Below are 20,056 nucleotides of genomic sequence, written 5' to 3'. Positions count from 1 at the left end.
ATAAAAATAAAGAGCCAAGTATACTTGGCTCTTTTATGAGTTTTTTTAAAGTGTTATGTTAAATTTATCTTCGATATATTTCTTGAAGCTTATTACAAAGTTGTAGTGAGCATCGCAGGTTCTTACGGTCTTGCATAATAGTGTAAGGAAGGCTTGCTTGTTACACTTTTCAATGTAGTTATAATAATCTCTAGATATTTTCCAGTACTTTTGAGGGAAGGCTAAATAAGATAGTAGATATTTATAATCATCTACTGTCATTTTTATATTTTCGTTATATACATATAGCCACTTTAGAAGTAAATCCATGTCCCAATTAGTGGAGTCACGACGAAGAATTCTTCTAAGTGCATATCCCACATCATGCATTGCATAGTCTACGGAGCTTTTATCGAAGTCTATTGCCCAAGTTTTTCCGTCAGGAGTGAAGATAATATTTTTATTAACGTAATCTCCGTGACATAGGGTTTTAGTTAAGTTTTCATATTCTATAGACATTGCTGCACTGGTTGAGATGTTAGCTATTTCTTTCATTTTTTCATAGTATTTAAGATAGACCTTAGAGAATTCATCCTTATATTCAAAGGCATAGTTTGAATAAGTAGCAAGGTTTTTTAAATGCTTATAAGTTGAAATATCAATTTTATCGCATTTATAATTAACTTTACTACCTTCTATTGGGATGAATTTTTTACCGCACTTATGCATTTCTCCCAAGGTTACAGCTATTTTATATAGGTGAACAGGATTGTTATAATCACATTTTTCACCATGAACCCAAGGAGTTAATATGAATATCATATTTTTATAAGTTACAAATCTACATTTATCTTTACTAGGCAATAATTTAGGTACATTTATTCCGTGTCTATGCCACCATTCAATGGTAGAATACACAAAAAGTAAAGTAGTAGCTGGATAATATATCTTTTTTAAACAAAAACACTGCTCATCTGATGTTACTTTATAGACTGCTCTTTGTTTGGCAGTATCTTTGAACTTAACTTGTTCAATTGTACAATTATTAAGGTTGTATTTTGGAAGAACGTACTTTTTTACGTTCTTTTCACTGAGTAAATTAGGATCATTGGTAGAAACAAAATTTTTGGGCATTTAAAACACTCCCTTTATATTAATAGAAATAACTAACAGTAAAGGCTTAGTATCATACATTACAGTATATTCAGTAAAAATATTTTTTAGAACTTTTAAAAAATATTTATAATTTTTACATTATTAACAAATACTATGGAGATGATTGATTAATAAAAAAATATTATTTAGAAGTAGTATTTACATTGAAATCATAGTATAATAGAATGGCTTTTATATTACATAAAAGCTATATTGACTTACATAATAAAGCAAATTTGTATTTAAACCCCTTTAAATAAGGGCTTTAGAGGAATTTGTTTCATAATTAATAAAAAGTTAAATGTTTTTATTAAAATCTTTTTACATAAAAGAAGGAGTTACGGATTATAAGTAGAATTTATATCAAGATAGAAAAATAAATTTTAATTATAAAGAAGGAATTTAGTAATTCTTGTCGAATAATAAATATAGAGTTAAATCATTTAAAGGTGGGTGGAAGTTTTAAGTGATACCAGAAGATATTCTTGAAAGAATAAAGAATGAAAATGATATTGTAGACGTGATATCAGAGACAGTAAGGTTAAAACGAGCAGGTAGAAATTATTCTGGACTTTGTCCCTTTCACAATGAAAAAACTCCATCATTTAGTGTATCATCTGATAAACAGATTTTTAAATGTTTCGGTTGTGGAGAGGCAGGGAACGTAATTACCTTTGTAATGAAAACTAAAAACATGAATTTCCCTGAGGCTTGCGAGTTTTTAGCTAAAAGGGCTAACATAGAAATTCAACAAAGTACTAATTCAAGTAAAGAAAAGGAATCATATGGCAGACTTTATAAATTAAATGTAGAGGCGGCAAGGTTTTTCTTTTCAAATTTACAAAATACAAAAGAGGCAAAAGCTTACTTCATAAGAAGAGGCATAAGTGAGCAAACTATTAGAAGGTTCGGATTAGGGTATGCTCTTGACGGCTGGAATTCACTTATGAATTATCTTAAAAAAAGAGGATATACAGAGTTAGATATGTTATCTTTGGGTTTAGTGGCAAAGAGTGAAAAAAATAATTGCTACGACAGATTTAGAAACAGGGTAATTTTCCCCGTATTTAATACTCAAGGAAAGGTTATTGGATTTGGTGGTAGAGTATTAGATGACTCAAAGCCGAAGTATTTAAACTCTCCAGAAACAAAGTTATTTAATAAAGGTTATAACTTATATGGACTTAATTTTGCTATTAAAAATCTTAAGGAGAGAAGTCTTATAATAGTCGAGGGATATATGGATTGTATATCCTTACATCAGTATGGAATAACAAATGTTGTTGCTTCATTAGGTACTGCACTTACGCAAGGGCAAGCTAAGCTTATGAGAAAATACGTAGATGAAGTGATTATTTCTTATGATGCTGATGTGGCTGGGCAATTAGCGACTTTAAGAGGATTAGACATTCTTAGAAAAGAAGGTTTTAGTGTAAAGGTTTTAACTGTTCCTCAAGGCAAAGATCCCGATGAATTCATAAAAAGTAATGGTAAAGAAGCATTTTTGAGACTTGTAGAAAATGCAGTCCCATTAATAGATTACAGGATTACAAGAGCTAAGGAAGGTCTTAACCTTAAGGAAAATGAAGGACTAATTGAATACATAAAAAGAATAACAGAAATTCTTATTGATCTAGATCCTGTAGAAAAAGATGTCTATATTAAAAGAATTTCAGAGGAAACAAAGATCAAAGAGCAGTCAATATATGATTTATTTAACAAAGAATTAAAAAATAACATGAAAAATAGTGATGGAATGAATACTTCACAGGAATTTAGACAAAAATTATATATAGAACCATCTTATGTTAAAGCTGAGAGAACTATACTTCATCTTATGCTTGTGGAAGAGACTTTTGAGTATATTACAGAGGGCTTTTCAAAGGATGATTTTATAAGAGAAGAGTGTAAAGAACTTTATAATTTAATTATAAAGTTTCATGGAGAAGAAAATAATTTGAAAAAAATTGAAAATAATTGTTTGAATTCAGAAACTGTTAAGGAATGGATTAATATAACGGATTTAAAAATTCTACAGCAAGAGGATAGAGAGAAATTCGTAAAATTAATAGAAGATTGTAAAAAAGAAATAACAAATTTTAAAATAGAGGAATTAAGAAAGGATATTATGAGTAAAATAAAAGAGTTTGAAAGTAAAGGAATGCTTGAAGAGTCTATTAAACTTGCAGAAGAACTAATGCAGATAGAAAAGCAATTAGCTAAGTAATAGAGTGAGAAGGGAGGTATATTCATGAAGGACAAAGGAGAAAAAATGAAGGTCGTTAAAAAGCTTGTGGAAAAAGGTAAGAAGCAAGGTACTTTAACGTACCAAGAAATAATGGATGAGTTAGATGAAGTTGATATAACGCCAGATCAAATAGAAAAAATATATGAAGTTCTTGAGTCTATGAATATAGAAGTAACTGGTCAAATTGAGGAAGAGCAAGAGGAAACAATTGAAATAGCTATTCCAGAAGGGATTGCTATAGATGACCCTGTAAGAATGTACTTAAAGGAAATTGGTAAAGTTCCTTTACTTAGTTCTGAAGAGGAAATTGAGCTTGCTAATAGAATCGAACAAGGTGATGAATATGCTAAGAAGAAATTAGCAGAAGCCAACTTAAGACTTGTTGTTAGTATTGCTAAAAGATACGTTGGTAGAGGAATGTTATTCCTTGACTTAATTCAAGAAGGTAACTTAGGTTTAATCAAAGCTGTAGAGAAATTTGACTACAGAAAAGGATTCAAGTTCAGTACTTATGCTACATGGTGGATAAGACAGGCAATAACAAGAGCTATTGCTGACCAAGCAAGAACAATAAGAATACCGGTTCATATGGTTGAAACTATAAATAAATTAATAAGGGTTTCTAGACAATTACTTCAAGAGTTAGGTAGAGAACCACAACCAGAAGAAATTGCTAAAATTATGGAAATGCCTGTAGAAAAGGTTAGAGAAATCATGAAGATTGCTCAAGAGCCAGTTTCTTTAGAAACTCCTATAGGTGAAGAAGAGGATAGTCATTTAGGTGACTTTATACCTGATGATGATGCACCAGCACCAGCTGAGGCAGCAGCTTTCACTATGTTAAAAGAACAATTAATCAATGTTTTAGATACTCTTACACCAAGAGAAGAAAAAGTTCTAAGACTTAGATTTGGATTAGATGATGGTAGAGCTAGAACTCTTGAAGAAGTAGGAAAAGAGTTTAATGTAACAAGAGAGAGAATAAGACAAATTGAAGCTAAGGCTTTAAGAAAACTTAGACATCCAAGTAGAAGTAAAAAATTAAAAGATTACTTGGATTAATAGCTAGTGTTAGCTTAGAATCCTATGATGAAATAAGCAGTAAAATAGGATTTAAGCTAACTTTCACTATTGCAACTATACTAGTTTTAATAGCACCCTTTGGGTGCTTTTTCTATATTGATTTTATTATAAATAGTAAATTATTAATAGGGGGTAAAAAACTATTTTCATTTACTAATTTATAAGAAGTTGATGAAAATGGCTTAGTTTCAGGCTTTGAAGGATTTCGTAAAAAAAGTAAATTTAATATGATGAAAAAAAGTAAGTGAATAAATTACTTTTTTAGAAAAAAGATAAAATTCAAAGCAAAAAAGTTTCATATATATCTTGCATTAAATAGACTTCAGCCATATTTTATAGGATCAAAAATTTAATATGTAATAAATTACGATGATGTAGATTGAATATTGCAAAGTATATATATGTAAAAGACTTTACTTTTAGAGAGTTACTTTGAACTTAGTTACATGTTAAGTATAAAAAAATCTAAATTAAGTATAAAATTAAATTAGAAAAAATATACTTAGAAAATAAGTGAAATAAAACTTAAAAGCAAATGAAACCCTATAAAATATCTTATTTATGCAGGAAAAGTAAAAAATGAGCTTTTTAAGAATTGAAATTATGAATAAGCACTTCAATTGTATATGATAATGCACAAATTTTCTTAGAATTTACAGCTTTAAAAAATATGATATAATATAGGTGAATAAAGGAGAGTGATGAACTTGGAATTTAAGGCTAAGAGGCCAAGGGAAATGTTTTATGTAATATGTTTATGTGTGTTAAGTATATTTGGGATGTTTGTGAGTACTAATCTTGTGGACTCCTACACATGGGATAAAATATTATTTTCCCTATTTACAGTTATAATAATATATCAACTTTATTATATGATGGCAGTAGAAACTTTAAAGTATTCAATAGATGAAAATGGAATAGAAATTATTAGATTCTTTGGGCTTAAAAAGACCTTTATACCTCAAAGAGATATATTAGGGTATTTATATAAAGATACTAAAATAAGTGGTGTAAAATTATCAGGTTATAGTTTAGCTAATATTAATTATGGAAAATGTTTTGAAGACACTATAGGACTTTGCAAGTTATTCTTAACTTCTAGCCATAATAACTTTTATATAGTAACAAAGGATATAACATATGTTATATCACCAGCAGATATTGATAAATTTAATGAGAAGCTAGATAAAATAAGCAGTACAGTTGAGAATTTTAAGAGATTTCCTAAGCAAGGGAAATTGGAGTTATATAAAGATAAGCAGTTTATGATTCCTTTTTTGTTGACCAGTTTTTTATGTATAATATCAGTTGCGACACCACTTGCATTATACGGTCTTAACATGTTACCACAGATTATGCCACTTAAGTTTAACTCACTTTTTCAGCCTGTCTTAATAGGTACTGGAAAACAGTTTGCGTCAACTCAGATGTTTTATGGAGTAGGTGCTATGGCACTTTTAATGTGCATGTATTATGCAACACATTTTACAGCTAAATTTGATAAGAGATCTTCTTATAAATATATTTATATTGCACTTTTAGTTGTGGTAATGGTATTAATAGTTCAATTTAGAATACTGTATAAATATCTATAAAATTAAAGATATAAGATGAGGAAATGAAGAATATGGATTTAAGTATAAGATTACAAAAGATTGCAGATTTAATAGAACCTTGCGAATCGGTAGTAGATGTAGGGACGGATCATGGATATATTCCTATTTATTTAGTTAAAAATAATATATGTAAAAAAGCTATAGCTTCAGATATAAATAAAGGCCCTATTGAGCGTGCTAAAAATAATATAAGAATGAAGGGGTTAAGCGGTAATGTTAAGTGTAGATTAGGAGCTGGATTATCTACAATTAAGAAAAATGAAGTAGATGTAGCTGTTATCGCTGGTATGGGTGGCAACCTTATAAGAGATATTTTAAATGACAAATTAGAAGTCTTTAAAGCTCTAAAATATGCAGTGATACAACCAACACAAAATGTTGAAGTCTTTAGAAAGTATGTTTTGGATTCAGGATATGAAATATTAGGTGAGGATATATGCTTTGATGAAGGAAAGTTTTATCAAATGCTTAAAATAAGATATAGGAAAGCTGCTCCTATAGAAGTTGAAAATGAAATTTTCTATGATATAAGTGAAAATTTAATTAAACAAAAACATCCTGTAGCAATAGAATATGCACAGCATTTAATAGAGAAGTATGAGAGAGTATGCAGTTCTTTAAATGAGGATACAGAGAATAGTAAAGCTAGAAAAATAGAATTAAAGAAAAAGATAAACAGTTTAAAAGAGGTAATGTAGATTATGGAATTATATATTAAGGAATTAGTGAAAATAATTGAATCTATTGCCCCAACAGTGTTAAAGGAAGACTTTGACAATGTTGGATTAATGGTTGGAGATAATAGAGAGAAAGTATCTTCTATATTAATAGCTTTAGATTGTACTTTAGATGTAATTGAAGAGGCTAAAAATAAGCAGTGTAACTTCATATTAACTCATCACCCATTATTATTTATAAAACCTAAATCTATAACTAATGAAACTTTACAGGGAAGAAAAATATTATCTTTAATAAAAAATGATATAAATTTATATTCAGCTCATACAAATTTAGATTCAGTGCAAGGTGGATTAAATGATTATGTAGCAGAAGCTTTAGATATCAAAAACTTTAAGATATTAGATAAAAGCCCTAAGGGAATGGTTGAAGGAAATCATGGAATAGGCAGAATAGGAAAGTTAGAAAGTCCAATGACTTTACTTGAACTATGTAATAAGGTTAAGGATAGGTTTAATCTTAAGAATGTAAGATTTGCAGGAGACCTTAATAAAGAAATTTCTAGAGTGGCAATAATAAATGGTTCAGGGCAAGATTATTTCTTTAAAGCAAAATCCTTAGGTGCTGAGTGCATAATAACAGGAGATACTTCATATCACTTTGTAAGCGACTTTAAGGAAGAGGACATATGTATTATTGATGCAGGGCATTTTGGTACAGAATGGAGTGCAATGAAGTCCATAGAGACTGTTTTAAAAGAAAAGCTAAAAGAAGCGGGACATGATATTACAATATATATATCACAAAGCGCAAAGGACCCATATGAAGTTTTATAGAAGGAGTTATTAGCAATAGCAGTAAAGTTAGTAATGAATTTATATATAGTAATTTATATATGATAATAAATAATATTAATCTTATATAGATTTAAATTTAAGTAGAAAATAAATAGTATTAAAAAGCACAGTAATTTCTGTGCTTTTCATATTTTATAGGATAAAAAATTAATATGTAATAAATTATGATTATGTAGATTTAATATTGCAAAGAATATACAAGGACTATATAAAAATTTTTTTATTATGACTTTTAAGGAAGTTATTTAATAAAGTACTTTCTTAATTCAAGTTTAAAGTTAAGTGTAAATATTATAGGTAGTAGCAATAGCAGGACATATTTCCGAGGAAATGTAGAAATTTGTTGTTGTAATTTGTTTTATAGTATGATATTATAAGTACTGCGAGTAAGCCAGACAATCGCTGCTGTAGTTTACTACAGAAGAGGAAAGTCCGAGCTCCATAGGGCAGGGTGCTGGGTAACTCCCAGTGGAGGCGACTCTAAGGAAAGTGCAACAGAGATATACCGCCAAGTTTACTTGGTAAGGGTGGAAAGGCGAGGTAAGAGCTCACCAGCGCATTGGCGACTTTGCGGCTATGTAAACCCCATCTGGAGCAAGATCGAATAGGAAGACATTATGGGGCTGCCCGTCCCGTCTTCGGGTGTATCGCTTGAGCATATTGGAAACAATATGCCTAGATAGATGATTGTCTAATACAGAACTCGGCTTATAGACTTAGTCGTATATTAAAAACACTGCGTTATACGTGGTGTTTTTTGTATAAGAAATAACTTGAGGTAGAAAATGGTTTTAAAAGCACAGTTTAACTTATCATATAAATATAAAATAATAATCTATAAGTTGTAATTAATATGTATAAAATTTAATTTTAGAAGTTAAGCGCTCAAATTGAGTGCTTTGGTTACATAAAAGTTTATAAAAATATATGGGGGTAGCGTATGAATTATAAAGAGAAATTTATTGAGTTAATGGTAAGAGCACAGGTTTTACAATTTGGAGATTTCACAACAAAGAGTGGTAGAAAAACACCTTATTTCATTAATACAGGTAACTACAGAAATGGTATGGAACTTTACGAACTAGGTCAATACTATGCAGAAGCATTCCATGAAAAATGTAATGTAAGCAATCCAGTATTATACGGACCAGCATACAAAGGAATTCCACTAGTTGTTATTACTTCAACAGCTTTAGCTCAAAAATTTGGTGTAAACGTACCTATTAGCTTCAATAGAAAAGAAAAGAAAGACCACGGCGAAGGTGGAATGATAGTTGGAAAGGTTCCAACTAAAGAAGATAATGTTGTAATCATTGAAGATGTTATTACAGCAGGAACAGCTATTAGAGAAACTATAGGAATCCTATCACAATTAGGTGATATAAAAATAGACTCAGTAGTAATAGCCGTTGATAGAATGGAAAGAGGAACTGGAGATGTATCTACATTACAGGAAATCGAAAGAGAATACGGCATAAAAACTTATTCAATAGTTAATATTCGTGAAATAGTTGAGTACCTACATAACCGTCCAGTTGATGGAGTAGTTCATATCAACGATGAAATGAAAAAGAAAATTGAAGAACACTTAGAGAAATACGGCGCTAAGTAATAATATATAAGAATAATTAAAGATGAAAACTAAGAAATAGAGCCAGTGAGAATTTTCTAATACAGAACTCGGCTTATGAACTTAGTTATATATAGAAAACACTACCCATATGGTGGTGTTTTTTATATACTTAAGTTACGGATTTTAATAAATTAACTTTAAAGAAAATCTAACAACATAGAAAAGATAATTTGCTTAAGAGATTGATAGAATATGAATAATTTAATATGATGATGATAAGAAGTTATAATAAAGTAAAGACAATGGATCAAAGAAAGGCATTAACATATTTTCTAGAGTATTTATTTTTAATACAAGATGATAGCTTATCTGAAAAATTCAAAGAAATTAAGGATAGTGCGGGAGGGGTTGTAAAAATGAGTATTGATGAAATAAGAGAAAAATATTTAGAGGAAAAGGGTAAGGAAGAGAGTAAAAAAGAAATAGCTATAAAGTTACTTGATATATTAGATGATGAAACCATAGCAGAGAAAACTGGTTTGGATTTAGAGGAAGTTAAAAGATTAAGAAAAGAGAATTTAAAAATATAGTTAAGCATTGCAGATATATTATATGTAAACTTATTGAATGGCTTTGTTATAATTCAGTTTGATTTTTAGGTGTGGATATTTTTATATAGACATTAAGTTTAAGGTTATATCATATACTTTAAGATGTTTATAGAGTATAGAAGTATTTATTGCCATATGTATTAAGATGATTTAAAGTTAAGGTATATCATTAAATAATAGGTAAGCGGGTGAGTGTATGTCAGTAAGTTGTTTAATGCAATTAGATTATCTTTTAAGGATTTGCATAGCGGCTATATGTGGAACTGCTATTGGATATGAGAGAAAAAATAGAATGAAGGAAGCTGGTATTCGGACACATTTTATTGTGGCTGTAGGTGCTGCTCTTATTATGATTGTATCGAAGTATGGTTTTCAGGATCAGATAGGATGGCAGAATACAAATCTTGATCCATCACGTATAGCGGCACAGGTTGTAACGGGGGTTGGATTTTTAGGTGCAGGTATAATTTTCATGCACCGAGAGAGTATAAAGGGATTAACTACAGCGGCAGGTATTTGGGTTACAGCTGGGATTGGACTAGCAATAGGTTCAGGATTATATTTTGTAGGGGCAGTAGCTACTGTTGTTATTATTTTAGGACAAGTCCTATTGCATAGTAAAATTAAATTTTTATCTTCTCCTAAAACTGAGTTATTGCTTTTACAGATTGCTAATCTCCCAGGGGCAGTGCAGGAGATACACAAGCTTTTAACTCATGAGGAGATAACTCTTATTAATTTTAAGGCTAAAACAGATGATGAACTTCCTGATAGGATTAGCTTGGAGATTATTATGAGAACTGATGAATGGTTTGATATGTGTAAACTTATATGTACTTTGCAGGATAATCCTCTTGTGAAGTCTGCTGAGTTTTAAAAAAATTAATAAGCACTGTAAAATCTAGTGAGGTAGATTTTATGGTGTTTTTTAATGCATTTAATATGGATATTTAAAAAATATGAGAATGGTATATAAGGATATTTTATTGAAAGCTCCTTAAATAGAATTTATATCATTTATAGTTTTAAAGTATATATATTGCATTAAACAAACTTCACTCATAATTTTATAGGATAAAAAAATTAATATGTAATAAATTATGATGATGTAGATTTAATATTACAAAGTATATATTTAAATTAATTTTTTATATAAGTATAAAGAGCAGTGAAGTTTATTATGAGCTTTACTTTGTATTAAGGTGGATTATAAATTTTAAGGTGGCTATCTGTATTAAATTTCAAATATAATATAGATAGTACATTTATTATTTTGGAGGGAAGAGTATGGAGAGAAAAACTGAAAAAGAGAAAATGCTAGAGGGGAAATTATATTGTGCTTTAGATGAAGAACTAATGAGGGAGCAGGCAGAAGCTCAAGCTATTCTTAGAAAATTTAATAATTCTTCAGAGGAAGATAGTAGTGAAATTTTAAGAAAGTTATTTGGGAGAACTGGGGAGAACTTTTGTGTAAAGCCAAGCTTTCGTTGTGATTACGGGTACAACATATATGTTGGTGAAAACTTCTTTGCTAATTATGACTGTATAATTTTAGATGTTTGCAAGGTTGTAATAGGGGATAATTGCATGATGGCTCCTAGAGTGTGCATATATACTGCAACACATCCCTTGGATGCAGAAACAAGGATATCAGGGCTGGAGTATGGGAAGGAAGTTATCATTGGGGATAATGTTTGGCTTGGTGGAAATTCTGTTATAGCACCAGGGGTAACTATTGGTAATAATGTAGTTGTGGGGGCTGGAGCAGTGGTAGTAAAGGATGTTCCGAATAATGTTGTAGTTGGAGGAAATCCAGCTAAGATTATAAAGTATTTATAATTGATCATGGATAGGTAGCTTTAACTTAGAAATTTCTACTTAAGATTACTTTCTAAAATAATTAATATAACTAGTGCTGTGTAATTTGAAATTTAATACAGTAGTTTTATTAAATAGAAATATAAATAAAAATAAATAAATAAGTTGCTATGATTATATAGTAATTATACATATTATGCTAAAATAGAGGGAGTTATTATAAAATTGGGGGAGTTTAGTATGGGGGAAGAAAAAAAGAAACCTTTTTATGAGAAGGCTTGGTTTTGGATTATGGCTGTAATTATACTAGCTACAATAGGAAATGAATTTTCAAATGGATCAAAAGATAGCGCCAATAAAAGAAATGATATTACTATAGAGAGCAGCAGTAATAAGGATAAATCAAAGGAAGAAATTAAAAAGGAAGAAGCAAAGAAGGAAGAGTTGAAGAAAGAAGAAACTAAAAAGGAAGAGGCAAAAAAAGAAGAATTAAAGAAAGAAGAATTAAAGAAAGAAGAAGCTAAAAAGGAAGAAGCAAAAAAAGAAGAATTAAAGAAAGAGGAAGCCAAAAAGGAAGAGGTAAAAAAAGAGGAAGCAAAGAAAGAAGAGCCTAAGAAAACCTCAAGAATTACCGCTGGCACATATAAAGTAGGAACTGATATTCCAGCAGGAGAATACTTAGTGTTAGCTACTAGAAGTATGTGTTATATAGAAGCTGCTAAGGATAGTACAGGTAACTTAGAAAGTATCATATTTAATGATAATTTAATGAAGGGCAATTCATATGTAACATTAAATAATGGGGAATATTTTAAACTTCAAGGTGGGGAAATGTATCCAGTTGCAGAGGCTAAGTCTATAATACCAGCAAGTGGATTATATACAGATGGTATGTATAAGGTGGGAATTGATATTCCAGCAGGAGAATACAAAGTAGTATTAGATAGTGCAATGGGCTATGTAGAGGTGTCAGCTAATAGTACTCATAAGCTTGAAGCTATAATTACAAATGATAATTTAACAGCAGACTCCTATATAACAGTATCTCAAGGGCAATACCTTAAGATAAGTGGAGTTAAAATTCAAAAATAATAGCTTAAGATATAACAATAAACGGTTATAAATGAAAATTTTATTTCTGTTTATTTTTTTATAGGAAAAACTTTAAATGATAAAAGTAATAATATAAAATTAACTAATTAATGCAAATGTAAACATTTGAAATGAGTATTAGTATACTATATAATTAGTTTGGTGAAAATAACACAATATATAGTTAATAAAAAGTAAAGGGGAGGATTGCTTAGGATAGTACATAAAATTAAAGAACTATTAGATGAAAAGATAAGATTAAAAACATTTTAAGTTAAAGTTATATTTAATAATTGCGGTTACTAGAGTTGGGGGAAGGTATATGATTAAAATTGCATTTTGTGATGATTGTGAAGAAGATCGTAATGAGATTTTACGTTTATTAGGAAGGATTGAATGTTTATGGCATGAAGAGTTTTGCATTTTTCCCTTCAGTGGTGGTAGAGAGCTATGTGAATCTTTAAAAACAAAGTTCTATGATATAATACTTTTGGATATCCTAATGGATGATTTAGATGGGGTTGAGACAGCAAGAAAGATTCGTTCTATGGGAGTTGATTCAAGAATTATTTTTATATCAAGCTATGATGAACGATTAAGAGATTTATTTAGTGTGGGTACCCTTGGGTTTGTGGACAAACCAATAGATATAGAGATTTTAGAGAAAGCTATTAAAACAGCTTACCAATCAATTTTGCAAGATAATGAGAGAGTATTTATTTATCAGAAAAACAAAACTAAAAATTTTATTCCCTTAAAGGATATTATTTATTTTGAAAGTGATAAATATCAAGTAGCTATTCATACTACTAAATCTGTAATTAGGTATAATGAAAGCTTGAAAAATATATGGGGTGAACTGAAAACCAATGAAGAATTTATAATGCCACACAAGGCATATATTGTAAATTTAAAGTATTCATCAGTACAAAATTCTTCCACTATTTTAGTTAACAATAATTTATCTATATCTATAGGAAGAGTGTATAAAGAAGAAGCTCTTCAAAAGTATATGGAATATCTAAGGAGGAGAAGGAATTGATAGAAGAAATTTTTTCTCAGAAAAGCTTAATTTACTCAATGATAACTATTGTAACACTATACATATATCATTGTTTTTTTGAAACTTTTTTCTCTAAAAAAAAGAGAGGCAAGCATATATTTCTAATTGCTACATATGGCATGTTTTTTATAATAACTCTTATTTTATTTTTATTTATTCATGGTGGGATTATAAATATTATAATAACCATTGGAATGTTATTTTGTATTACACAGTTTTATGAAGCTAAAATAGCTCATAAGATTTTTGCAGTGCTCATAATGATAATTCTTATGAGTTCTATGGAGGTTTTTGTATCAGTTATGTATAGCACAATCTTAGTAATTCCCATGGAAAATGTTTTAGTAGGGGAAACGGCTTTATTAATTATAGCATCAATTTCTAGACTAATTCCTTTAATTATAATAAAGTGCTATCAATTCTTTGAAAAGTCTATAAATGATAAGCGTAATAAGACATTGTCCAAGATATATTGGATTACATTAATTATGATTCCTACTGTAAGTATTATTATTATTCACTGCATATATGTACTTTCTGATGAAAAGAGAATTAATCATAATTGGTTAGTAGCCACTGCTATTGTATCAGTTCTATTTATTAATATATTATTTTATTATTTATATGATAAATTAATAGATGCTTCAGAAAGCAAATTAGAAAATGCGCTACTTAGCAAACAAATAGACTACTATACTACTCAATATTCTCAAATAGAAAGTAACTGGAAGGAATCTCAGCGTCTCAGACATGATTTAAAACATAATATAATTAATATTCAATCGAAGTTTTCAGAAGTATCTGACTGTAATGCTAACTATATAAAGAGTGAGTTTTTTAAATTAATTGATGAAATAGATTTACATGAAATGATTATTTATTCTGGAAATGCAGCGATTGACACTATCTTAAATCATGAAATCAATGTAGCTAAGAAAAAAAACATTGAAATTGATATAAAGGTTAATATTAGCGGTGATATTAATGTTGAAGGCAAGAGTTTATGTATTGTCTTAGGAAATGCTTTAGATAATGCCATAGAAGCTTGTGAGTATTTAGAAGAGAAGTTAAGAAAAATTTCTATAAAGATTTTCGAAGAAAAGGGTAATATGTACATAAATATATCTAACTCTTACTTAGGAAAAATAAACTTCAAAGATAATTTTCCAGTCAGTATAAAAAGGGACAAGACTGCTCATGGAATTGGACTTAGAAGTATAAATAAGATGGTAAATAAACTAGGTGGATACATGCAAATAAACACAGAAAACAACATTTTTCTTTTGGAGATTATTTTATTTGGAGTGATAAAAGGAGCAGAAGATTATCGTATAATGGAGAAAATAAACTAAAAGAAATGAAATATGTATTTTATTAAAAGTTTAATGTATTTCGTTTGAACTTGAAAATTCCTTCAAAATATTATGCTAATATGTAGTTGCAATGTTTAAAGGGGGAATGAGTTATGAAAAAATTTATTTATAAATATGGAAAGATATTTGCTGCAATTGCATTTATGTTTACAACATATAATTCAAATTCAGCGTGTGTATATATCATCCATCAACCAGAATTACCAAAAGAAGCAAAGCGTTTACGTAAATTTTAACTATGAGAAATCTTTGTGAGAAATTCGCAAATGCACTTGTAGAAAGCAAACAGTGTGATCCAAGGGATAAAGAAATTGTTGTTTTCGGATTAGCTTCGGCTATTGAAATAATAGGTAATATTATTACGACTTTAATAATTGGATTCTGTTTAAAGATGACCTTAGAAAGTATCTTATTTTTATTTAGCTTTTCATTTATACGTACATATACAGGGGGATATCACGCAGAAAAGGCTAGCACTTGTTATATAATGTCTTCAAGTATTATAGTATTAGCATTGCTTACCTGTAAAATAATGCCTGAAGCATACTTTATAAGTACAAGCATTATTTTATTAATAGTAGCAATTCCTACTATATTATGCTTAGCACCTGTTGCTGCAAAACATAAACCTCTAGATTATGAAGAAGTATCGTATTTTAGAAAAAAATCATTAATAACTTTATTTATTGAGCTACTAATAATAGTGATATTTATGATTATAGGGTTTAAAGCAGGAATTTTTCTTGTATCCCTAAGTTTATTTTTAGTTTCAGTATTAATGATTATGGAAGAGTTAAGTAAATAAACTTATAGTTACAAAGTTTATTAAAGTAAGTAATTAAGTATTTTTTATAGAGGGTATGATTTGTAAAAATAAAATTTTAAATAAGATTCATTATCTAAATATATAATAAACTCATCTAATTTGGTAGTATAGTTATATTCATAAGGAATATGCCAGTCTTACTATGCTACATTTCTAATAAAAAGGGCTAATCTTCCTTGTCCTACATATTAAAGGCACATTTTTATTAAGGACAGTTTAGATAATGAATTGAGGATATGAAAATTTTATTTCTAAAAACATAGTAATCTATTATAATTTACTAATAATTATACAGTGATATAAAATGTGGTTTGTAACCACCAATACAGACCACATTTAATATATATTGAATGTATCAATATGTTTGTTTAAGTTACATTGTTTATAATAATCGTTTTAATAGAAGTATATTAAGGTTTAGTCACTTACTAATAAAAAGTAAGTGATTTTTTTTAGGGTCATATTAGAAGAAGTATTAAAAAACTCATCTTTAATAATAATATTTATCTTAATTTATACCTAAGCTAAGAGCTTAATTTTCTAGTTTTATTGCAAGGTAGTATTTACATAAGCTAGTTTATTCTTATTGAAAAGTCGTAATCATAGCAGCTTGAATTTTAGCTAAAGCAATTTTATGCTTTCTTGCTATGGTATGGGGAACCACATTGAGCTCCTTTGCAAGTACTTTTCGAGTTTTATTTTTAAAGCATATATCTATTATTAATTTTTGATCTAAAGGAGTTAAATTTAAAAGTTCCTTATTTAGCTTTTCTGTATAAATATTACTTATAGCTATATTCTCATAGCTTGTATTATCTATAAATAAATTCTCGAAGATATAATAGTCATCTTTAGGCAAATCATTTAAAGCAATATTTAGAGCATGCTTGCTCTCCTTTCTATGATTCATTCTAAGTTCATTTTCTATAACAACACTTGCAAACTTGTGAAATTCTATGTTTTTACTTAAATCATAAGAATTAAAAGCTTTATAAAGTCCTAAAAAGCTTATTTGCATTAAATCATCTATGTCATAAAGGTAAGTCCAGTTTTTACATTTATGATATAGAAAATTCTTAAACAAAGTATAAGTATCCTGTAAACTTAAATTGCATATTTTATTTTTATATAAGATATTTTTCTTTTCCATTTTATCCTCCTACGTAAATTTGTAAGTTATTATTAAGGTTATCTTACGTCAAAAGGTCTTAAAACACAAAGATTAAATATTCTTATTTATGCTTATTTGAAATTGAATTATGAAGTTAGATATGTATAAATTACTTTAAGTAAAAATTGCTAACTCTTATTGACATAATGACGTAGATGACGTATTATTGTAGTGTGAGGTGTATTGAAATGAGTGCAAATAAGTTACTAGGTTTAAAAATTAAAAATTTAAGAAGTAGTAAAAGCTTAGAGTTGGGCATTAAGATTACACAAAGCAAATTAGCTAGTGAATTAGGAATCTCTCGTTCTTATTTAGGAGACATTGAAAGTGGCAGGACTAAGCCAAGTGATGAGATACTAAATAAGTTAGTTACATATTTTAACGTCACTCTTGAGTACTTATTAAGTGAAGAGCCTGTTGAAGGTAATGCCTTAAAAGAAGATGTATATGCTAAGATTCCGGAAGAGTATTCAAGTAAATACAAAGTGACCTCTAGAGATGTGACAAGATATATGGAAGAAATGAAAAGATCTAATGAAGCCTTCTTTTTAAATGATGAATTGAATGAAGATGATAAAAAGGAAATGCTTGATTTAATGTCAGAACTATTTTGGAAAGCTAAAAGCATTAATAAAGAAAAAAGAAAGAAAAATAAATAAATGAAATTTTGAGATAAGATCACGTAAAAGACTCTTATCTTTTTTTTATACAATAATAAGATATATGGTAAAATTAAAAATTTTAATATATTTTGAAGAAAAAATCACTTAAGTATGTGTAAATAAATGGTTCAATAGTAATAATTAGAGTATAATATATATATAATAAGACAGCAAGTAAGAACGTGAATAAGTTTAAGAATAAAAATAATAAAATGCTTTTAAGTAAGGTTTTATTATTAAAAAGGGGAAGGTAAAATGAAGAAGAAGTTAAATATAATTGCTATATTTTTAGGATTAATTCTTATAGGTATAGGTGTCTTTATTGGATATTTAAATGATTTCCAAGGAGATAGTGGCTTCCTGTTCTTTATGTTAGGTGGTCCATTAACCTGTGTTGGAGTAGTGTTTACACCTAAGATATGGGAGACTTTAGGCTATGCCATAGATATCATAGCTTGTTTTTTTAGTGGTCTTTAATTTGTAATTTTCAATATAAATTGTAATGAGAAAATTAAATAGTTTTACTTTAGCCTCATTTAAATCTATTAAAGTTATGAGGGAAAGTTAAGATATTTATTAAAGAACAAATCTTAAAATAAAAAATTAAAGTGGATAAACTAAGTTCAATGTTATTAGAGAAATAGCAAGGAGCATTAGTTTATCCACTTTTTATATTGTAATGAATTTTATTTATTATTTTTAAACTTATATTCAACAAGTTTACATGGAACACCATAAATTTTAGAAAGTTCATCGGTGGTCATTGAAACAGGTGGGTATTCTTCTAACTTACTTTCATCAATTAGTAACTCAGCTGCAAACTTATCAGCTTCAATTTCGAATTTTCCTCTTTGAAAAAGAGTATGATCATGTAAAAAGAATGCACAATCACTAGAATGATAAAGGGCATGACCTAGCTCATGAGCTAAAACATACTTCCTTTCTAATTCATCTTTCACTCTGCTTGTATTAATTACTATAAATTTTACTCCAAGAATTTTTTTAAATAAACCCTTAGGTAAATCTTCAGAAAAATCTTTTTCCACTATAGTAATTCCTAATTCCTTAGCAATTTCATTAGGATTTCTAGTATTAAATTTTTTAACTAAGTTTTTAGTTCTTAATTTGAAATTTATCATAATACCACCACTACTTGATTTCTTTAATAAACAGTTCTTTAAAGTTGAGTTTATAAGACTCAATAATTAAATAGTACGGCATTTACGTCATTATGTCAATAAGAGTTAGAAAAATTTTGAAAAATGAAGATAAAGTAATGCAAATTTATTATAAAAGCAAATATAAGACAAAATGACGTTTGATACTTAAGTTAAAATGACGTAATATGTAGCTAAAGAAGTTTTAAATATATTTATACTTAGATATATATCTTGCATTAAATAAACTTCATTCATATTTTATACAATAAAAAAATTTAATATTTAATAAATTACGATGATGTAGATTTAATATTGCAAAGTAGATATTTTGAGAAAATTAAGTTTATAAATATATATAAGAAAGCTTCATGTTACATATAAAGTAAAGTTCGAGAGCTTGGTTTTACATCTTAAAAGCAGGAAAAGCCTCATAGTGGAGTAGCATTATTTCAAAGTATGTATTCTTAAAACTTAAAAATAGAGAGCAGAGAAAATAATAAGAAATAAGTTTAGATTTTTAATGAATATATAAATTTAAGTCTGAGGTATATGTTTAAAATTTTTAATTTAATAAAGGGGGAGAGAAGATGCAGGATTTATTTGAAAATTTAGATTGGAACAAAAAGATGGAGGTTTTAAGGGTGATGAATAATTGGACTCAGATGGAGGCAGCTGAAAGATGTTTTACGGTACAAAAGGCTTATTGGTCATGGGAAGCAGGTAAGGTATATCCACGCAAGAATAGTAGACGAGCTATAGCAAGAGCTTTTTCAGTTAAGGAAGAAGAGATTTTTAAAGCTTAAACTTTAATTTGAAAATAACCTTAATGAGGCAAGTTAATAAAAAAACTATTAGCCATACAAGGGGAAGAAATAGAGGAGAAACAATCTAATTACTATATTAAAAGAAATTTGAGATGCAGAAACTTTAATAGCTCTGTTAAAAGAAATGTAAGTTAGATAGTTTAACTGAGGTATTAATAAGAGATTTAAGATATAGAGACCTTATTAGTTATGTTAAAAAAATATAAATTAGATGATTTTACTTAGGTATTAAGAAAAGATTTGAGATACAGAGACCTTATTAGTTAT

At 28.4% G+C, this 20,056-nt stretch carries 20 protein-coding genes and 1 other RNA gene; 18 read left to right on the top strand and 3 right to left on the bottom strand.

The window, feature by feature from the left end; all coding sequences use genetic code 11:
- Nucleotides 1-45: 45 nt before the first annotated feature.
- On the bottom strand, nucleotides 46-1,113 hold the full coding sequence (locus BUA48_RS11580; protein WP_072832223.1) for a CotS family spore coat protein: 1,068 nt from the start codon (nucleotides 1,111-1,113) through the stop codon (nucleotides 46-48).
- A 487-nt stretch (nucleotides 1,114-1,600) separates the two neighbouring features.
- On the opposite strand from BUA48_RS11580, the gene dnaG reads away from it, so the two are divergent.
- The 15 genes from dnaG to BUA48_RS11505 all read left to right on the top strand — a co-directional run bounded on the left by dnaG (nucleotide 1,601) and on the right by BUA48_RS11505 (nucleotide 15,951).
- On the top strand, nucleotides 1,601-3,361 hold the full coding sequence (dnaG, locus tag BUA48_RS11575) for a DNA primase (protein WP_072832222.1): 1,761 nt from the start codon (nucleotides 1,601-1,603) through the stop codon (nucleotides 3,359-3,361).
- A 24-nt stretch (nucleotides 3,362-3,385) separates the two neighbouring features.
- Nucleotides 3,386-4,444, top strand: a complete 1,059-nt coding sequence (rpoD, locus tag BUA48_RS11570) for an RNA polymerase sigma factor RpoD (protein WP_072832221.1) — start codon at nucleotides 3,386-3,388, stop codon at nucleotides 4,442-4,444.
- Nucleotides 4,445-5,172: 728 nt separating this feature from the next.
- Nucleotides 5,173-6,060: a PH domain-containing protein gene (locus BUA48_RS11565; RefSeq protein WP_178138981.1), complete on the top strand. Its 888-nt coding sequence runs from the start codon at nucleotides 5,173-5,175 to the stop codon at nucleotides 6,058-6,060.
- A gap of 32 nt (nucleotides 6,061-6,092) precedes the next feature.
- Nucleotides 6,093-6,779, top strand: a complete 687-nt coding sequence (locus BUA48_RS11560; RefSeq protein WP_072832220.1) for a tRNA (adenine(22)-N(1))-methyltransferase — start codon at nucleotides 6,093-6,095, stop codon at nucleotides 6,777-6,779.
- 3 nt (nucleotides 6,780-6,782) lie between these two features.
- A complete protein-coding gene (locus tag BUA48_RS11555; protein ID WP_072832219.1) occupies nucleotides 6,783-7,595 on the top strand; it encodes a Nif3-like dinuclear metal center hexameric protein in 813 nt (270 codons plus the stop codon).
- A gap of 404 nt (nucleotides 7,596-7,999) precedes the next feature.
- Nucleotides 8,000-8,343, top strand: an RNA gene (rnpB, locus tag BUA48_RS11550) — RNase P RNA component class A.
- A gap of 213 nt (nucleotides 8,344-8,556) precedes the next feature.
- Nucleotides 8,557-9,228, top strand: a complete 672-nt coding sequence (pyrE, locus tag BUA48_RS11545) for an orotate phosphoribosyltransferase (RefSeq protein ID WP_072832218.1) — start codon at nucleotides 8,557-8,559, stop codon at nucleotides 9,226-9,228.
- A gap of 227 nt (nucleotides 9,229-9,455) precedes the next feature.
- Entirely contained in the window at nucleotides 9,456-9,779 is a 324-nt protein-coding gene (locus tag BUA48_RS11540) for a hypothetical protein (protein WP_143147717.1), read from the top strand.
- Nucleotides 9,780-9,996: 217 nt separating this feature from the next.
- Nucleotides 9,997-10,677 (top strand): MgtC/SapB family protein, encoded by a 681-nt coding sequence (locus tag BUA48_RS11535; RefSeq protein WP_072832216.1) that lies wholly within the window; start codon nucleotides 9,997-9,999, stop codon nucleotides 10,675-10,677.
- A gap of 410 nt (nucleotides 10,678-11,087) precedes the next feature.
- Nucleotides 11,088-11,639, top strand: a complete 552-nt coding sequence (locus BUA48_RS11530) for a maltose acetyltransferase domain-containing protein (RefSeq protein ID WP_072832215.1) — start codon at nucleotides 11,088-11,090, stop codon at nucleotides 11,637-11,639.
- A 219-nt stretch (nucleotides 11,640-11,858) separates the two neighbouring features.
- Nucleotides 11,859-12,710, top strand: coding sequence for a hypothetical protein (locus BUA48_RS15635; protein ID WP_072832214.1), 852 nt, complete (start codon nucleotides 11,859-11,861; stop codon nucleotides 12,708-12,710).
- 322 nt (nucleotides 12,711-13,032) lie between these two features.
- Nucleotides 13,033-13,752: a LytR/AlgR family response regulator transcription factor gene (locus BUA48_RS11520; RefSeq protein ID WP_072832213.1), complete on the top strand. Its 720-nt coding sequence runs from the start codon at nucleotides 13,033-13,035 to the stop codon at nucleotides 13,750-13,752.
- Nucleotides 13,749-15,125 (top strand): ATP-binding protein, encoded by a 1,377-nt coding sequence (locus BUA48_RS11515; protein ID WP_072832212.1) that lies wholly within the window; start codon nucleotides 13,749-13,751, stop codon nucleotides 15,123-15,125. The genes BUA48_RS11520 and BUA48_RS11515 overlap by 4 nt, the downstream gene beginning before the upstream one ends.
- A 113-nt stretch (nucleotides 15,126-15,238) precedes the next feature.
- Entirely contained in the window at nucleotides 15,239-15,382 is a 144-nt protein-coding gene (locus BUA48_RS11510) for a cyclic lactone autoinducer peptide (protein WP_072832211.1), read from the top strand.
- Nucleotides 15,383-15,384: 2 nt separating this feature from the next.
- Nucleotides 15,385-15,951 (top strand): accessory gene regulator ArgB-like protein, encoded by a 567-nt coding sequence (locus BUA48_RS11505; protein WP_072832210.1) that lies wholly within the window; start codon nucleotides 15,385-15,387, stop codon nucleotides 15,949-15,951.
- 604 nt (nucleotides 15,952-16,555) lie between these two features.
- Here BUA48_RS11505 and BUA48_RS11500 read toward each other — a convergent pair.
- Nucleotides 16,556-17,122: a sigma-70 family RNA polymerase sigma factor gene (locus tag BUA48_RS11500; protein WP_072832209.1), complete on the bottom strand. Its 567-nt coding sequence runs from the start codon at nucleotides 17,120-17,122 to the stop codon at nucleotides 16,556-16,558.
- Between the two features lie 209 nt (nucleotides 17,123-17,331).
- Between BUA48_RS11500 and BUA48_RS11495 the strand changes: the two genes are divergently transcribed.
- Nucleotides 17,332-17,802 carry a helix-turn-helix domain-containing protein gene (locus BUA48_RS11495; RefSeq protein ID WP_072832208.1) on the top strand — a complete coding sequence of 157 codons (471 nt, stop codon included), beginning with the start codon at nucleotides 17,332-17,334 and terminating at the stop codon, nucleotides 17,800-17,802.
- 258 nt (nucleotides 17,803-18,060) lie between these two features.
- Complete coding sequence (locus BUA48_RS11490) at nucleotides 18,061-18,282, top strand: hypothetical protein (protein ID WP_072832207.1); 222 nt, start codon at nucleotides 18,061-18,063, stop codon at nucleotides 18,280-18,282.
- Nucleotides 18,283-18,491: 209 nt separating this feature from the next.
- Here BUA48_RS11490 and BUA48_RS11485 read toward each other — a convergent pair whose 3' ends face one another.
- Nucleotides 18,492-18,944: an ImmA/IrrE family metallo-endopeptidase gene (locus tag BUA48_RS11485; protein WP_072832206.1), complete on the bottom strand. Its 453-nt coding sequence runs from the start codon at nucleotides 18,942-18,944 to the stop codon at nucleotides 18,492-18,494.
- Between the two features lie 608 nt (nucleotides 18,945-19,552).
- On the opposite strand from BUA48_RS11485, the gene BUA48_RS11480 reads away from it, so the two are divergent.
- Nucleotides 19,553-19,768: a helix-turn-helix transcriptional regulator gene (locus BUA48_RS11480; RefSeq protein WP_072832205.1), complete on the top strand. Its 216-nt coding sequence runs from the start codon at nucleotides 19,553-19,555 to the stop codon at nucleotides 19,766-19,768.
- The last annotated feature ends 288 nt before the right edge of the window (nucleotides 19,769-20,056 follow it).

It is taken from the genome of Clostridium collagenovorans DSM 3089, assembly GCF_900130005.1.
GTDB classification, from domain to species: Bacteria; Bacillota; Clostridia; order Clostridiales; family Clostridiaceae; genus Clostridium_D; species Clostridium_D collagenovorans.
Note: the sequence above shows the minus strand (reverse complement) of the source record. Positions and strands in the feature narration are given on the sequence as shown.

Bases quoted from the DNA above. Each gene is read 5' to 3' on its own strand.
- BUA48_RS11580 (WP_072832223.1), bottom strand. From the start codon at position 1,113: ATGCCCAAAAATTTTGTTTCTACCAATGATCCTAATTTACTCAGTGAA.
- rpoD (WP_072832221.1), top strand. From the start codon at position 3,386: ATGAAGGACAAAGGAGAAAAAATGAAGGTCGTTAAAAAGCTTGTGGAA.
- BUA48_RS11560 (WP_072832220.1), top strand. From the start codon at position 6,093: ATGGATTTAAGTATAAGATTACAAAAGATTGCAGATTTAATAGAACCT.
- BUA48_RS11555 (WP_072832219.1), top strand. From the start codon at position 6,783: ATGGAATTATATATTAAGGAATTAGTGAAAATAATTGAATCTATTGCC.
- pyrE (WP_072832218.1), top strand. From the start codon at position 8,557: ATGAATTATAAAGAGAAATTTATTGAGTTAATGGTAAGAGCACAGGTT.
- BUA48_RS11540 (WP_143147717.1), top strand. From the start codon at position 9,456: ATGATGATGATAAGAAGTTATAATAAAGTAAAGACAATGGATCAAAGA.
- BUA48_RS11535 (WP_072832216.1), top strand. From the start codon at position 9,997: ATGTCAGTAAGTTGTTTAATGCAATTAGATTATCTTTTAAGGATTTGC.
- BUA48_RS11530 (WP_072832215.1), top strand. From the start codon at position 11,088: ATGGAGAGAAAAACTGAAAAAGAGAAAATGCTAGAGGGGAAATTATAT.
- BUA48_RS15635 (WP_072832214.1), top strand. From the start codon at position 11,859: ATGGGGGAAGAAAAAAAGAAACCTTTTTATGAGAAGGCTTGGTTTTGG.
- BUA48_RS11520 (WP_072832213.1), top strand. From the start codon at position 13,033: ATGATTAAAATTGCATTTTGTGATGATTGTGAAGAAGATCGTAATGAG.
- BUA48_RS11510 (WP_072832211.1), top strand. From the start codon at position 15,239: ATGAAAAAATTTATTTATAAATATGGAAAGATATTTGCTGCAATTGCA.
- BUA48_RS11505 (WP_072832210.1), top strand. From the start codon at position 15,385: ATGAGAAATCTTTGTGAGAAATTCGCAAATGCACTTGTAGAAAGCAAA.
- BUA48_RS11500 (WP_072832209.1), bottom strand. From the start codon at position 17,122: ATGGAAAAGAAAAATATCTTATATAAAAATAAAATATGCAATTTAAGT.
- BUA48_RS11495 (WP_072832208.1), top strand. From the start codon at position 17,332: ATGAGTGCAAATAAGTTACTAGGTTTAAAAATTAAAAATTTAAGAAGT.
- BUA48_RS11490 (WP_072832207.1), top strand. From the start codon at position 18,061: ATGAAGAAGAAGTTAAATATAATTGCTATATTTTTAGGATTAATTCTT.
- BUA48_RS11485 (WP_072832206.1), bottom strand. From the start codon at position 18,944: ATGATAAATTTCAAATTAAGAACTAAAAACTTAGTTAAAAAATTTAAT.
- BUA48_RS11480 (WP_072832205.1), top strand. From the start codon at position 19,553: ATGCAGGATTTATTTGAAAATTTAGATTGGAACAAAAAGATGGAGGTT.